This is a genomic window from Microbacterium sp. Y-01, assembly GCF_003856715.1.
GTDB classification, from domain to species: Bacteria; Actinomycetota; Actinomycetes; order Actinomycetales; family Microbacteriaceae; genus Microbacterium; species Microbacterium algeriense.
The window spans coordinates 723,917-737,430 of record NZ_CP024170.1 but is presented as its reverse complement, the minus strand read 5'-3'; the positions used below and the strand labels follow the sequence as shown (position 1 = coordinate 737,430).

Below are 13,514 nucleotides of genomic sequence, written 5' to 3'. Positions count from 1 at the left end.
GCCGGTCTGTCAGCGGACGGCGCCCACCCAGATGCCGGATGCCCAGGCCTGCTGGTCGCCGTTGCAGCCGACGGATCCGGCGTAGCCGCGCACCACGGCCATGCAGTTGGCGAGGAACTCGGGGTCGCCGCCGAACAGCGAGCCGTAGGCCGACGACGACGTGAGAGCTCCCCACACCCGGAACTGGTAGATGTGGGCCAGCTCGTGGGCCATCGCCCAGTTCAGCCGGCCGCTGCTCCAGTTCACGATGTCCGCCCGGTACTTGATGTACCCGTTGCTGTTGGCGCACGCCGGAGCGTTGCCGCCGGCGCACGAGGAGGACTCGTAGAGTCCGACCCCGCCGCCGCCGACCAGGTCGAGAGCCGCCCGCACCCGCGCGTAGCCGCTCGGCCCGCTGGAACTCCAGGCGGGACCTCCGGGTCCGGAGCTCTGCGCGGCCTGCCACGAAGCGACCTGGGTGCCGATCTTCTCGGCGAGGGCGTGGACGGTCGCGGTGGCCGCGGCGACCGTGTCGGGGTTCTCCTTCTCAGCCAGCACGGTCTGCTGAGCCGAGAGCGCCGCGGCGCGGTGCGCCGAGGTGTCGACCATCCCGGTCGCCCCGCTGAGCGCGGTGCTCAGCGCGGCGATCTCGGTGAGGAATGCGGGGCGCGCCGCGAGCACGGACGCCCTGTCGGCGGAATCCTGCTCGGCCCTCTCGACGGAGCCGGCCAGGTGGTCCGTGCGCTGGGCCGCGTCCTGACGCTGGTCGGCGAGTGCGCGGAGCTCCGCCACCGCCTCCGCCCGCTCTGCGTCGAGGCCCTCGGCACGGGCGAGGACTCCCGCAGCCAGAACGACCGCCAGCGCGACGGTGACCGCCAGCGCGCGTCGCATCACGGCAGGAACCCGGTCGTGTCAGCGAGATCCGCGTCCTGCTGGGCGATCTGCGCGCGGAGCTCGGTGAGCCGCTCCGCGAGTTCGAGGTTCTGACCTCGCGAGTCGTCCAGAGCGCGCTCGACGCGGACGATCTCCGCCTTGACCGCGGCGAGCGCCGTCAGACGCTCCTGATCGGCGATCGCGACGAGCGCGACACCGCCGACCAGCAACAGGCATCCGACAGCGACAGCAAGACTTCGCATCTCGCTCCCCAGGACAGCGCAACAGTTCCGGACCCACTCCGATCGCACCAATATACAACCGGGGCCGCGTCTGTCGTCCCCGATCTCGCCCGACGGCTCGTCAGATCACGAGGTCGCCGTCGCCGGCGAGCCGCCGCTCGGCGGCCGACTGACCGCTGGCCAGGTGCGCGGGAACGATCCGGCGCAGCGCGTCGGCATCGCGGGCGATGACCGCGTCGAGGATGATCCGGTGCTCGTCCGCCATCGCGACGAGGTCGTCATGCTGTCCGAAGAGCCAGCGAAGGCGCGTGAGGAACACCGCGATGAGCTCCGCGAGCATCTCGTTCCCGGCGAGCTCGACCGCGATCTCGTGGAACTCCGCCGCCGCGATCCGAGCGGTCTCCGAGTCGTCCACCAGCGCGGCAGCGAGCTCGCGCTCGTAGGCGTCGCGGAGGCGGGCGATCCCCGTCTCATCGTGGCGCTCGGCCGCGAACACGAAGATCAGGGTCTCGATCGCCTCGCGGACCTCGGCGAAGTCACGGATGTCGCGGTAGGTGAACTCGCGCACCACCGCCCAGGTGCGCGGCCGGGCGACCACCACGCCCTCGGCGACGAGGGTGCGGATGGCCTCGCGCACGGGAAGCCGTGACACGTGGAGCTCGGCGGCGATGTCCCGCTCCACCAGTCGGGATCCGGGCGCGCGTCGGCCGAGGATGATGTCGTCGCGCAGAATCCTCGTGACCCTGACCGACTCCAGCTCGCCCCGTGCCCCCACAGCCCCCGCCATCTGGGCATTCTTGCACTTCGGTCGGGGATCCTCAACTTTGGTATCCCAACACGCCCGGGGCGGTGCGGGCGGGTCGGTCACCCCGCCCGCACCGGAGAGGCGCGTCAGGGCAGGCGGTTGGCCTTCGCCAGGTTCGCCGTCAGTTCCTCGGCGTTCTGGCGCACCACGTATGCCGGGCGGTCGCGCTCGGCCCGCCAGGACGCGCTCAGCGGACCGATGTTGACGGTGTCGAAACCCGCCTCGTCGTAGAACCGCGTCACGAAGGCGACAGCCTCGTCGTCTCCCGCCGTGGCGAGGGCACGCCGGTTCGGGGTCCCCGCCGGCGCGCCGTCGGTCGTGATCTCGGACGCGAAGATGTGGTTGAACGCCTTCGCGATCTTCGAGGAGGGAAGGGCGCGCTGCACGAGCTCCGAGGTGGTGGTCTCGCCCTTGTCCAGCGCTTCGATGTGGCCGTCGCGCTCGAAGTAGTAGTTGTTGGTGTCGAGCACGATCTTCCCCGCGAGCTGTTCGGCCGGGAGCTGATCGATCGCACGCAGGGGCACGGTGACCACCGCGACGTCCGCGGCCGCTGCCGCTTCCTCCGCCGTGGCGGCCTTCGCGCGGGGTCCGAGTTCCGCGACGAGGTCGGCGAGCGTCTCCGGCCCGCGCGAGTTCGCGATCACGACGTCGTAGCCGTTCGCCACCGCGACGCGCGCGACCTGGCTGCCGATGTTTCCTGCACCGATGATTCCGAGAGTTGTCATGCTCGCCCCAACGCGCGAGAGCGACGACTATTCCCCGCTGACTCCGTGCGGGACAAGTCGACGGCCGTCAGCTGCGGGCGAGCGCGTCCTCCGCGGCGACCCAGGCGAGCATGGCGCACTTGACGCGCGCGACGTATTTCGAGACCCCGCCGAGAGCGGCCGCATCGCCCAGCAGCTCCTCGTCGGGCTCGATCTTCCCGCGGGAGCGCATCGCCTCGCGGAAGGCCGCGATCCGCACCTCGAGCTCCGCCACCGTGAGTCCTTCGGCCAGTTCGGCGAGCAGCGACGCCGACGCCTGAGAGATCGCGCAGCCGTGGCCCTCCCACGCGATCGCCTCCACCGAGCCGTCGGCCGCGCGATGCACCTGCAGCGTGATCTCGTCGCCGCACGTGGGGTTGAGCTGGTGGGACTGCGCCGCGATCTCGTCCCGCAGACCGTAACCGTGCGGCGTGCGGGAGTGGTCGAGGATCAGTTCCTGATACAGGTTCTGCAGGTCGCTCATGCGCCCCTCCGGAAGAACTCGATCGCTCCGGCGACGCCGTCGATCACGGCGTCCACCTCGGCGTCCGTGGTGTACAGGTAGGTGCTCGCCCGTGTCGACGAGGTCACACCGAGACGCCGGTGCAGCGGCTGGGCGCAGTGGTGGCCGACGCGCACCGCGATGCCGAGGTCGTCGAGGTACTGACCCACGTCGTGCGAGTGGATGCCGGCGACGTCGAAGCTCGCCAGGCCCACGCGCGGCAGGTCGATGCCGGCGCCGAGCACGCGCACTCCGTCGATCGCACCGAGACCCTCGACCAGAAGGCGACCGAAGGCGGCTTCGTGGGCGGCGATGCGCGGCATCCCGACGGCCGTCAGGTAGTCGATGGCGGCGGCGAGCGCGATGGCCTGGGACACCCGCTGCGTCCCCGCCTCGAACCGCTGCGGCGGCGGAAGGTACTCGGCCTCGGTCGTCGTCACCGTGGTGATCATCGAGCCACCCGTCAGGAACGGGGGCATGGCGGCGAGCAGGTCGCGACGCCCGTAGAGGGCACCGATGCCGGTGGGGCCGAGCATCTTGTGCCCCGACAGCACGGCCAAGTCGACCCCGAGCGCGCGCACGTCCAGCGGTAGGTGCGGCGCCGACTGGCAGGCGTCCAGCAGCGTCAGAGCGCCGACCTCTCGCGCCAGGGCGACGAGGCGATCGACCGGGTTGACCACGCCGAGGACGTTGGAGACGTGCGTGAACGCGACCAGCTTCGTGCGTGGGCCGATCAGTTCGGCGGCGATGTCGAGGCGAAGGGCGCCGTCGTCGTCGAGGGGGATGACCTTCAGCGTGGCACCCGTGCGCGCGGCCAGCTCCTGCCACGGGATGAGGTTCGCGTGGTGCTCCATCTCCGTGGTGACGATGTCGTCGCCCGCGCGGAGCCGGAGGGGCTCGGCCTGCGCCCCACCGCGCCCGAGGGAGGCGTTCGACAGGGAGTAGGCGACGAGGTTGATGGCCTCGGTGGCGTTCGAGGTCCAGACGATCTCGTCCTCGTCCGCCCCGACGAAGCGGGCGACCGTGGCCCTGGCGTCTTCGAAGAGCTCCGTCGCCTCGGCCGCGAGCGTGTGCGCACCGCGGTGCACCGCCGAGTTCCTGGTGGTCGCGAACTCGCGCTCGGCGTCCAACACGGCCGACGGACGCTGCGAGGTCGCCCCCGAGTCGAGGTAGGCGAGAGGATGCCCGTTCACGTCGGTGCCGAGGATGGGGAAGTCGGCGCGGATGCGCCGCACCTCGTCCTCGGTCAGGGGGGCGACGACGTCGACTCCGGGAGAAGCGCTCATCCCTCCAGTCTCCCATCCGCCGAGCACCCTGGGGCGGCGGAGGCGTTCGGTCACATCCGCGCGAACCGCGCCCTGGCAATGCAGAAGACGCCGTAGATCGCGAAGCCGGCCCCGACCGCACCCAGGACGAGACGACCGAACGGCAGGTCCAGGAGACTGTGCAGCGCGGCGTCCAGCCCGGCCGCCTTGTCGGGGTCCTGCGTGACGGCGGCCACCACGAATAGCACACCGGTCACTCCGACGGCGACGCCCTTGCCCAGGTAGCCGATGACGCCGAGAGCGATGATGCCGCCGCGCGCTGCGCCGGTCGGCATGTCGAGCAGTTTCTCGAACGATCGCATGATCGCGCTGACCACGAATCCGACGCCCACGCCGATCACGGACAGCCCGACGATCACCAGCAGCGCGACGCCTCCCGGTGCCGCGAGCACCACCTGACTGAGCGTCTTCGAAGCCTCCTCGGACTCCGCATGCCCGCCGACGGCGTAGACCAGCGCGAGTCCCCCGATGACCAGGTAGGCGCCCGCGATGCCGAAGAGCTTGAGGCGCTGTCCCCATTTCTTCGTCTCGGCGGGGTCGGCGGCGAGGAACGCGCTCGCGATCTGCCAGACGGCGAGGGCGATCAGCCCTGCGGCGATCAGCAGGAGCAGCAGACCGCCGATCGGATTGTTCCGCACCTGCTCCATCGCCCCGTCCTGGTCGGCGTCACCCGATCCGCCGGCGGCGATCGAGATCGCGATGGAGCCGATGATGACGTGGATCAGTCCGAGCACCACGAACCCGGCACGGGCGATGCGTCGGAACGCCGTGGAGTCCTTCGCCACGCGCGCCGCGTGCTTGACCGTGCTCATGAAGGGAAGGGTATCCCGGCGGAGCGCCGCCGAAGAGGGGGTTGCATTCCGGCGTTCTCGACCGGAGACCTAGTCGGCGGCCGCGACCGGCTGCCGGAGGATGGTGCGCAGCTTCGCCGGGTCGGTGCGCCGCACGTCGCTCAGGTAGATCTCGTGATGCCGGCCCGTCATCCTCAGGCCGTTCTCCGGGATGAAGCGGTGATGCAGTTCGTCGAGCACCGGCCCCTCGTCGTCGAACGGCCCGACGTGCAGCGTCTGCACGCATCGTCCCTCGGCGAGCGTCTCCAGCCGCACCCTCGACAGCGCGGGGAGCGGCTCCTTCTTCTTCTCGGCCTTGCGGGCGACGGTCTCGACGGCGTCGGCGAACATCGGCCTCGTCACGTGGTCTCCCACCAGGAGCAGGAGCGTCCATTCCCACGCGGATTTGTCGCGCCGAGAGGTGAACGACTCCATGTCGTCGGCGTGCCACAGCCCTTCGAGCGGCATGACCACGGTGTCGATCCCGAGCTCGGTCCGGCTGGCGAACTTCAGCGTGTAGGCGAGGGGGAACAGCGCCGACACGGCCTCCGCGTACGCGGGCGCCGTGTTCGGGTCTCCGCTGCCGTCGATCATCAGATACTGCAGCGGCGGCACGTCGAGGACACGGAACTCTCCCCGCTTGGCGCGATACGCATCGATGGTCTTCTTGGGGTCGATCGCCGCCATGACGGGCCTCCTGACTGGTGCGCTCTGGTCGTGGGCCCAGTGTGACAGGGAGGTCCGACAGCGGGGAGGAACGGACCGTCGCTCCCCGCTGTCGCCGTCAGGCGTGCTCGACCGGCAGCCAGAGCTCGCACGAGGCGAAGTCGCCGCTGAACTCGAGATAGCGCACGATCGAGGGCCCCGGTCGCAGCCGCCAGGGATTCGACGGGAACCACTCGGTCGCGGTCGCCGCCCAGAGGTCCTGCAGAGTCTGCGGGAACGGTCCGCGTGCCGCGAAGACCGCCCACGACCCCTCCTCGACAGACATCGCATCGAGGTCGTCCGGCACGGGCGTCGAGGCCGACAGCGCGACACCGTGCAGGTAGGTGAGCATGCTGCCCTCCGGTGCGTCCGGGTCGATGCCGGCGGTGACGGCGAGGATGCCTGCCGGCTCCGCGTCGCCGAGCGCCTTGAGCCGCTGGTGCTCCTCTGCGGGGAGAGCCGCGATGTGCGCCTGGATGTGCGGATTGACTCCCTGGTGGATGAGCGGGACCTCGACGGCGTGGCCGGTGAGGACGAATGCGGGCTGGTGGACGATGGTGACATCCATGCGGGTGCTCCCTTCGACGCTCAGGCGGAACCGGAGCGTGGGTTGTGTGCGGAGAGGACCCCCGTCTCGCCGCGCATCCGCGGGCCCGATCCCGTGCACGGCACGGAACGCGCGGCCGAACGCCTCGGTCGAGCCGTACCCGTGGCGCACGGCCACGTCGAGCAGGTTCCCCGCCCCGGACGCGAGCTCCGCACCGGCGAGCGTCATCCGACGACGGCGCACGTACTCCGAGAGCGGCATGCCGGCCAGCGCCGAGAACATCCGTCGCAGGTGGTACTCGGTCGTCCCGTGCGCGTGAGCGAACGCGTCGACGTCGAGCTCCGCGGCGTGATCCGATTCGACCAGGTCGACCAGGGCGTTGAGCGTGGCGATCATGAGGTCCTCCTTTCCTCACCATCGTCTCCGCGTCGCCTCGCGCGCACCCGACTTCTCCTGCCGGATGCGATCGGCTCGCCGCGGCGTCAGAGCTCGACGGGCGGCGCCGGCTCCGACTCCGCTGCTTCCGGGTGCCGCGCGAGGTTCACGATGGCGGCGATCAGCCCGCCCCATACCGTGACCATGGCGATGATCATCATGATGATCGCGATCGGGCTCATGCTCCCGCTCCCTTCGTGGTCGTCCCGAGCGTCGGGATGGCCGAGGTCTCCGCGTCGGGCGCGTACTCCTCCTGAGCCAGGAACCGGTCGTACTCAGGGTCGTCCTTCGCATGGGAGCGTCTGCTCCACGGCACGGCCGACAGCAGCAGCGCCAGCACGACCAGGGCGACCACCATGCCCCAGCCGAACACGGCGAGGAACCACACCGGGTAGCCGCTGTACGGCTCGGAGATCTTCGCGATCAGCTCGCTGATGAAGAGGTAGCCGAGCACGATCGGGGCGAGCACGCCGACGAGCAGCTTCCAGACGGTGCCCACGCGGAAGCTGGAGCGGCGGTTCAGGTGCTCGACCAGCGCGGGGAGCTTGTGCAGGAGCCAGGCCACCACGATCACGGCGATCAGCGCGACGGCCATGATCCCGAAGGAGTTCACGAAGGCGTCGACGGTGTCGAGCACCGTCAGCGCCGTCGTCGTCGAGAACAGCGCCAACGACACGAGCGCGAGCGGGATCGCCACGGTGAGCGTCGTGCGGACCCGGGCCCAACCGAGCTTGTCCTGCAGAGCCGCGACGATCACCTCGAGGATCGAGATCAGCGAGGTCACCCCGGCGAAGACCAGCGCCCCGAAGAACAGCACGCCGATGATGGAGCCGCCCGTCGCCTGCGAGACGATCGTCGGGAACGCCACGAAGGCCAGACCGATGCCGGAGGTCGCCACCCCGGCGACATCCGTGCCCTGGGCCTGGGCCATGAACCCGAGTGCTGCGAACACGCCGATGCCGGCGAGGATCTCGAACCCGGAGTTCGCGAAAGCGACCACGAGACCGGAGCCGGTGAGGTCGGTCTTGCGCTTGAGGTACGAGGAGTAGGTCACCATGATGCCGAAGGCGACCGAGAGCGAGAAGAAGATGTGTCCGTATGCCGACGCCCAGACTCCCGGATCCGCCAGCGCCTCCCAGTTCGGGGCGAAGAACGCGTCGAGACCGTCCATCGCGCCGGGCAGGAACAGCGACTGCACGACGAGGATCGCGAACATCACGGTCAGCAGCGGCATCAGGATCATGTTCGCGCGGCCGATGCCCCGCTTCACGCCCAGCGCCATGATGACGATCACGACCAGCCACACCACCACGAGGGGGAGACCCACCTGCGGCACGAACTGGGTGGAGACGCCGACGTCCGCGACGGACTCGGAGCGCAGGAAGTCACCGGCGAAGAAGGCGTCCTCGTTCCCCGGTCCCCAGGTCAGCTGCGCCGAGAACCAGGTGTACATGGCCGCCCACGCGATGATGACCGCGTAGTACACGGCGATCACGACGCAGATGAGGACCTGCCACCACCCCAGCGGCTCCGCCGCGCGGTGCAGGCGGCGGAATGCCAGCGGCGCCGAGCCGCGGAACCGGTGTCCGATCGCGTAGTCGAAGAACAGCAGAGGGATGCCTGCCGTGAGCAGGGCGCACAGGTACGGGATGAGGAACGCCCCGCCGCCGCCCTCGTACGCGACGTAGGGGAATCTCCAGATGTTCCCCAGGCCGACAGCCGAGCCGATCGCGGAGAGGATGAACACGTTCCGAGAGCCGAAGGCCTCGCGTCTCGGGGTCTGCGTCGTTGCGGTGGGCATGCGGGCGAGACTACCGGAGGGCCGGACCCGATTCCCACTCGACACCGGTTTCGCCGACCAAGAGCCCGGCGCGCGACGACCGCTGAGTCAACGAGAAAACCCCCGCCGGAGCGGGGGTTCTTCTGCGGAGACGAGGGGATTTGAACCCCTGGTCCCCGTGAGGGGACTCCACCTTAGCAGGGTGGTGCACTCGGCCGGACTATGCGACGTCTCCAGGCACCCGACCCGAAAGTACGGATGCACCTAGCCATCATAACGGGTCTGATGATCGGACACGAACCGAGCGTGTCCCCACCTCCCCGCCGAGCCGGAACCGCCTGGGATACTGACCGCATGACCGGGATGCCGTTGGCGTCGGGCGGACCATCCGTCGAGGCGCGCGAGGGACTGTGGACGAGGCGGGCGACGGGATACGGCGTGGTGCTCGCGCTGCTGGTGGTGTCTTACGGACTCTGCGCCGTGCAGCCGAGCACCGATCCGAGTCCGTGGGCGTTCCTCCCGATGCTCGCGACCGTCGCCGTCGTGTTCTCCGTCACGGGAGCGAGTCGGATCGCGCAGCGGGTGTCCTGGGTCGTGCTCTCCGCCGCCGGTCTCGCGGCGATCGTGGCCGGAGCGCTCGGCGCCGACGGTCCCGTGCTGGCCATCCCGCTGTCGGCCGCGTCGATGATCGCCCTGCTGGTCGCTCCCTGGGTGATCATCGCGCACCAGGTGACGCGTCGCGGGCTCGACCTCGAGGCGCTCCTCGCCGCGGTCACCGCCTACATCCTCGTCGGCATGTTCTTCGCGTTCGTGTACAACCTGATGTCGCAGATCGCCCCCGATCCGCTGTTCGGCTCCGGGAACCCGGATTCCCTCGGCAATCAGCTGTTCTTCTCGTTCACGGCGCTGACGACCACGGGGTACGGCAACCTCGTGCCGGTCGGCACCGGCGGTCAGGCGGTCGCGATCGCCGAGGCCATCACGGGGCAGCTGTTCCTCATCACGGCGGTCGCCCGGATCATGCGCGGCTCGAGCGCAGGGCGCGGCACGCCCACACCCGCCTGAGAGGAACGCCCCCGCTCGGCGAGGATGAGAACATGACCACCGTCTCCGCGCCCCGGATCGAACACCATCGGGAGCCGTTCGGCATCGGCGAATCCCGTCCGCGTCTGAGCTGGACGCTGTCGGATGCACCGGAGGGCTGGCACCAGGCGCGCTACGCCGTGACCGTGATCCGTCCGGGCGCCGAGGAGACGTTCGAGGTCGCTTCCGCCGAGCAGGTGCTCGTCCCGTGGCCGAGCCGCCCGCTGGGCTCCCGGGAACGGGTGGGCGTGCGCGTCGCGGTGCAGGGCGCCGACGGCGTGTGGTCCGCCGCCGGCCCGGAGACCCGCGTCGAGACCGGGCTGCTCCGCGCCGAGGACTGGACGGCGCGACCGGTCGGAGCCGATCTCGACGAGGACCCGGAGAGCGACGCCCGTCGCGCGACCCTGGTGCGCCGAGGGTTCCGCGTCGATGGAGAGGTCGCCGACGCCCGGCTCTACGCCAGCGCGCACGGCCTGTGCGAAGCCGAGGTCAACGGCCGCCGGGTCGGCTCGGACACCCTCTCTCCAGGCTGGACCGTCTATCGGTCGCGCCTCCGCTACTACACCTACGACGTGACGGACCTGCTCGCCGAGGGCGAGAACGCGATCGGGGCCTGGCTGGGCGACGGCTGGTATCGCGGGCGGCTCGGCTGGCGCGGGGGCACCAGGAACATCTTCGGGAGCGACCTGTCGTTCCTCGGACAGCTGGAGATCACCTACACCGACGGACGGCGGCAGACGGTCGCGTCCGATGCGACGTGGCGGGCGACGCTCTCGCCGATCCTGCGGTCGGGCATCTACGACGGCGAGGACTACGACGCCCGCCGGGAGATCCCCGACTGGTCGACGGGCTCTTTCGATGACAGCGGCTGGCTCCCGGTGAGCGTGCGCGCCCGCGACCCGCGCACGCTGGTGGCTCCCACGGGGCCTCCGGTCCGCATCACCGAGGAGGTGTCGCCGCTGGCCGTGCTCACCGCGCCCAGCGGCGCGCGCATCCTCGATTTCGGACAGAACCTCGTCGGCCGCATCCGCATCCGCGTCTCCGGTCCGTCCGGCGCCACCGTGTCGCTGCGCACGGCCGAGGTGCTGCAGGACGGCGAGCTCTACACGCGTCCGCTGCGCAGCGCGCGATCCGCGGACCATTACACGCTCGCCGGGAGACCGGAGGGCGAGGAGTGGGAGCCGCGGTTCACGTTCCACGGGTTCCGGTACGCCGAGGTGTCGGGATGGCCCGGTGACCTCGACGCCGACGCCGCAGCGGGCGCGCTCACCGCCCGGGTCCTCCACACCGACTTCGAGCGGACCGGCTGGTTCGCGTGCTCCGACCCGCTGGTCGAGCAGCTGCACCGCAACGTCGTCTGGGGCATGCGGGGAAACTTCGTCGACATCCCGACCGACTGCCCGCAGCGGGACGAGCGCGTCGGCTGGACCGGTGACATCCAGGTGTTCGGGCCGACGGCCGCGACGCTGTTCGACGTCGCCGGGATGCTGACGGGCTGGCTGCGGGACGTCGAAGCCGAGCAGCTGTCCGACGGGACGGTGCCGTGGTTCGTTCCGGTGATCCCCACGCACAAGGTGTGGTCGCCGATCCGGCCGGGCGCCGCCTGGGGCGATGTGGCGACGCTGCTGCCCTGGACCCTGTATCGGCGGTTCGGGGATGCCGGCGTGCTCGACGCGCAGTTCGACAGCGCCAGACGCTGGGTCGACAAGGTCGAGTCGGTGGCCGGAGCCGACCGCGTCTGGGACGAGGGCTTCCAGCTCGGGGATTGGCTCGACCCTGCGGCTCCCCCGCAGGATCCGGGCGCGGGGCGGACCGATCGCCACCTCGTCGCGACGGCGTACTTCGCCCGGTCGGCCCGAGCGGTCGCCGACATGGCCGGTGTGCTCGGCCTGGGCGCGGAGGCCGCGCACTACGGCTCGCTCGCCGACGAGGTCACCGCCGCCTTCCGCGCCGCCTACGTCCGCCCGGACGGCACCATGACCTCGGACGCCCAGACCGCCTACGCGCTCGCCATCGTCTTCGACCTGCTCCCCGACGAGAAGCATCGCGCCACCGCAGGAGCCCGCCTCGCCGCCCTCGTGCGGGCTGCGGGCAACCGCATCGCGACGGGATTCGTCGGCACACCGCTGGTGTGCGACGCCCTCACCCTGACCGGACACGCCGACACCGCCTACGACCTGCTGCTGGAGCGGGAGTGTCCGTCGTGGCTGTACCAGGTGGTGCAGGGGGCGACGACGGTCTGGGAGCGGTGGGATGCGCTGCGCCCCGACGGCACCGTGAATCCCGGAACGATGACCTCGTTCAACCACTACGCCCTCGGAGCCGTGGCCGACTGGCTGCACCGCAGCGTGGCAGGGCTGGCCTCTGCGCAGCCGGGCTACCGCCGCATCCGCTTCGCCCCGCGGCCCGGCGGCGGGCTCACACGCGCCTCGGCACGACAGCGCACGCCCTATGGTGAAGCGGCCATCTCCTGGGAACTCCACGGCGATGAGCTCGCTGTCGACGTCGTCGTCCCGGTCGGGACCACCGCCGAACTCGACCTGCCGGGCGCTGCCGTCGAGCAGCTCGGCCACGGTGCGCACACGAGGTCCGTGCGCCTGCCGCTCTGATCGTCCGACGCCCCCGGTTCGACGCGCGATCTCAGCCGGTCGTGGACTGTCGCACGACCAACTCGGGGCGGAAGCGCACCCGGCGCTCGTAGTCGCCGTCCGGATCGCTGATCGACCGCAGCAGCAGCTCGACCGCAGTGCGACCGATCAGCTGCGCCGGCTGCCGTACGGAGGTCAGCGGGACGACGGTCGCGGTCGCGAAGTCGATGTCGTCGTAGCCGACGAGGGCGATATCCTCCGGCACGCGCACGGTGCGCAGCATGGTCAGCGCCTGCAGCAGTCCGACGGCGAGCAGGTCGTTCGCGGCGAAGATCCCGTCCGGGCGCTCCCCCGCCGTCCGCGCCGCGATCCGCTCGCCCGCCTCCCGCCCGTGCAGAACCGTGAGGGCGGGCATCCGGATCACCTCCAGGCTCGCGCCGGGCACCTCATCGACAGCGCGTCGGGCGCCCTGGAGTCTGTTGGCGACCTGGGCGATCTCCGCGGGGCCGCCGACGAAGGCGAGCCGTCGGCGACCGATGGCCAGCAGATGTCGGGCGGCGAGCAGGCCCCCTTCGACGTCGTCGACCGAGACGGAGCAGAACGCGGATCCGGGCACCTCGTGGTCCACGAGCACGACCGGGGTGCCTGCCGCCTGCACGCGCACCAGCTTGTCGACGTCTTCGGAGGACGGGGTGATGAGCACGCCGTTGACCCGCTGCTCGCGGAACAGATCCAGATAGTTGTCCTCGCGCGCGGGGTTCTCGTCGCTGTTGCCGAGCAGCACCGCGAGGAGGTCCTCGTCAGCACGGGCCTCCGCGCCGCGCGCGACATCCGCGAAGAAGGGGTTGCCGGCGTCGGGGACGACGAGCCCGATGCTGCGGCTGCGCCCTGCGCGCAGTTGGCGCGCAGCGTCGTTGCGCACGAATCCGAGCTCGGCGATCACGGCCTGCACCCGGGTGACGGTCGCGGCCGCGACCTTGTCCGGCTGGTTCATGACGTTCGAGACCGTGCCGACCGACACTCCCGCCGCCGCCGCGACGTCCCGTACGCTCACTGCCACACCTGCTCCTCGCCGCT

14 protein-coding genes and 1 tRNA gene are annotated in these 13,514 nt (G+C 70.7%); 2 read left to right on the top strand and 13 right to left on the bottom strand.

Translation table 11 applies throughout. The features are described from left to right. Positions 1-9 precede the first annotated feature (9 nt). From CSX12_RS03365 to CSX12_RS03310, 12 genes are all read right to left on the bottom strand, one after another. Positions 10-870, bottom strand: a complete 861-nt coding sequence (locus CSX12_RS03365; RefSeq protein WP_124894851.1) for a hypothetical protein — start codon at positions 868-870, stop codon at positions 10-12. Further along, the gene (locus CSX12_RS03360; protein WP_040568865.1) at positions 870-1,115 is read right to left on the bottom strand and encodes a hypothetical protein; all 246 of its coding nucleotides are present in this window, start codon (positions 1,113-1,115) and stop codon (positions 870-872) included. The genes CSX12_RS03365 and CSX12_RS03360 overlap by 1 nt, the downstream gene beginning before the upstream one ends. Positions 1,116-1,215: 100 nt before the next feature. After that, positions 1,216-1,881: a GntR family transcriptional regulator gene (locus CSX12_RS03355; protein WP_124894850.1), complete on the bottom strand. Its 666-nt coding sequence runs from the start codon at positions 1,879-1,881 to the stop codon at positions 1,216-1,218. A 104-nt stretch (positions 1,882-1,985) separates the two neighbouring features. Beyond that, on the bottom strand, positions 1,986-2,624 hold the full coding sequence (locus CSX12_RS03350) for an NAD(P)-binding domain-containing protein (RefSeq protein WP_124894849.1): 639 nt from the start codon (positions 2,622-2,624) through the stop codon (positions 1,986-1,988). Positions 2,625-2,691: 67 nt separating this feature from the next. After that, positions 2,692-3,126: a Fe-S cluster assembly sulfur transfer protein SufU gene (gene sufU, locus CSX12_RS03345; RefSeq protein ID WP_017204552.1), complete on the bottom strand. Its 435-nt coding sequence runs from the start codon at positions 3,124-3,126 to the stop codon at positions 2,692-2,694. Beyond that, positions 3,123-4,430 (bottom strand): SufS family cysteine desulfurase, encoded by a 1,308-nt coding sequence (locus CSX12_RS03340; protein ID WP_124894848.1) that lies wholly within the window; start codon positions 4,428-4,430, stop codon positions 3,123-3,125. The genes sufU and CSX12_RS03340 overlap by 4 nt, the downstream gene beginning before the upstream one ends. Before the next feature lie 50 nt (positions 4,431-4,480). Next, the gene (locus tag CSX12_RS03335) at positions 4,481-5,281 is read right to left on the bottom strand and encodes a DUF1206 domain-containing protein (RefSeq protein ID WP_017204550.1); all 801 of its coding nucleotides are present in this window, start codon (positions 5,279-5,281) and stop codon (positions 4,481-4,483) included. A gap of 69 nt (positions 5,282-5,350) precedes the next feature. Next, a complete protein-coding gene (locus CSX12_RS03330) occupies positions 5,351-5,986 on the bottom strand; it encodes a GyrI-like domain-containing protein (RefSeq protein WP_124894847.1) in 636 nt (211 codons plus the stop codon). 97 nt (positions 5,987-6,083) lie between these two features. Continuing rightward, on the bottom strand, positions 6,084-6,947 hold the full coding sequence (locus CSX12_RS03325) for an AraC family transcriptional regulator (protein WP_124894846.1): 864 nt from the start codon (positions 6,945-6,947) through the stop codon (positions 6,084-6,086). Positions 6,948-7,033: 86 nt separating this feature from the next. Next, a complete protein-coding gene (locus CSX12_RS03320; protein WP_017204547.1) occupies positions 7,034-7,168 on the bottom strand; it encodes a methionine/alanine import family NSS transporter small subunit in 135 nt (44 codons plus the stop codon). After that, positions 7,165-8,787, bottom strand: a complete 1,623-nt coding sequence (locus tag CSX12_RS03315; protein ID WP_017204546.1) for a sodium-dependent transporter — start codon at positions 8,785-8,787, stop codon at positions 7,165-7,167. The genes CSX12_RS03320 and CSX12_RS03315 overlap by 4 nt, the downstream gene beginning before the upstream one ends. Positions 8,788-8,912: 125 nt before the next feature. Beyond that, positions 8,913-9,001, bottom strand: a tRNA-Ser gene (locus tag CSX12_RS03310). A gap of 119 nt (positions 9,002-9,120) precedes the next feature. On the opposite strand from CSX12_RS03310, the gene CSX12_RS03305 reads away from it, so the two are divergent. Next, a complete protein-coding gene (locus CSX12_RS03305) occupies positions 9,121-9,831 on the top strand; it encodes a potassium channel family protein (protein WP_124894845.1) in 711 nt (236 codons plus the stop codon). A gap of 32 nt (positions 9,832-9,863) precedes the next feature. After that, positions 9,864-12,458: an alpha-L-rhamnosidase gene (locus tag CSX12_RS03300; protein ID WP_124894844.1), complete on the top strand. Its 2,595-nt coding sequence runs from the start codon at positions 9,864-9,866 to the stop codon at positions 12,456-12,458. A 31-nt stretch (positions 12,459-12,489) separates the two neighbouring features. On the opposite strand, the gene CSX12_RS03295 is transcribed toward CSX12_RS03300, so the two are convergent. After that, positions 12,490-13,497, bottom strand: a complete 1,008-nt coding sequence (locus tag CSX12_RS03295; protein ID WP_124894843.1) for a LacI family DNA-binding transcriptional regulator — start codon at positions 13,495-13,497, stop codon at positions 12,490-12,492. Between the last annotated feature and the right edge of the window lie 17 nt (positions 13,498-13,514).

Excerpts from the sequence above, each read along its gene's own strand:
- CSX12_RS03305 (WP_124894845.1), top strand. The coding sequence starts at position 9,121 with ATGACCGGGATGCCGTTGGCGTCGGGCGGACCATCCGTCGAGGCGCGC.
- CSX12_RS03335 (WP_017204550.1), bottom strand. The coding sequence starts at position 5,281 with ATGAGCACGGTCAAGCACGCGGCGCGCGTGGCGAAGGACTCCACGGCG.
- CSX12_RS03300 (WP_124894844.1), top strand. The coding sequence starts at position 9,864 with ATGACCACCGTCTCCGCGCCCCGGATCGAACACCATCGGGAGCCGTTC.
- sufU (WP_017204552.1), bottom strand. The coding sequence starts at position 3,126 with ATGAGCGACCTGCAGAACCTGTATCAGGAACTGATCCTCGACCACTCC.
- CSX12_RS03315 (WP_017204546.1), bottom strand. The coding sequence starts at position 8,787 with ATGCCCACCGCAACGACGCAGACCCCGAGACGCGAGGCCTTCGGCTCT.
- CSX12_RS03330 (WP_124894847.1), bottom strand. The coding sequence starts at position 5,986 with ATGGCGGCGATCGACCCCAAGAAGACCATCGATGCGTATCGCGCCAAG.
- CSX12_RS03365 (WP_124894851.1), bottom strand. The coding sequence starts at position 870 with ATGCGACGCGCGCTGGCGGTCACCGTCGCGCTGGCGGTCGTTCTGGCT.
- CSX12_RS03340 (WP_124894848.1), bottom strand. The coding sequence starts at position 4,430 with ATGAGCGCTTCTCCCGGAGTCGACGTCGTCGCCCCCCTGACCGAGGAC.
- CSX12_RS03360 (WP_040568865.1), bottom strand. The coding sequence starts at position 1,115 with ATGCGAAGTCTTGCTGTCGCTGTCGGATGCCTGTTGCTGGTCGGCGGT.
- CSX12_RS03355 (WP_124894850.1), bottom strand. The coding sequence starts at position 1,881 with ATGGCGGGGGCTGTGGGGGCACGGGGCGAGCTGGAGTCGGTCAGGGTC.
- CSX12_RS03350 (WP_124894849.1), bottom strand. The coding sequence starts at position 2,624 with ATGACAACTCTCGGAATCATCGGTGCAGGAAACATCGGCAGCCAGGTC.
- CSX12_RS03320 (WP_017204547.1), bottom strand. The coding sequence starts at position 7,168 with ATGAGCCCGATCGCGATCATCATGATGATCATCGCCATGGTCACGGTA.
- CSX12_RS03325 (WP_124894846.1), bottom strand. The coding sequence starts at position 6,947 with ATGATCGCCACGCTCAACGCCCTGGTCGACCTGGTCGAATCGGATCAC.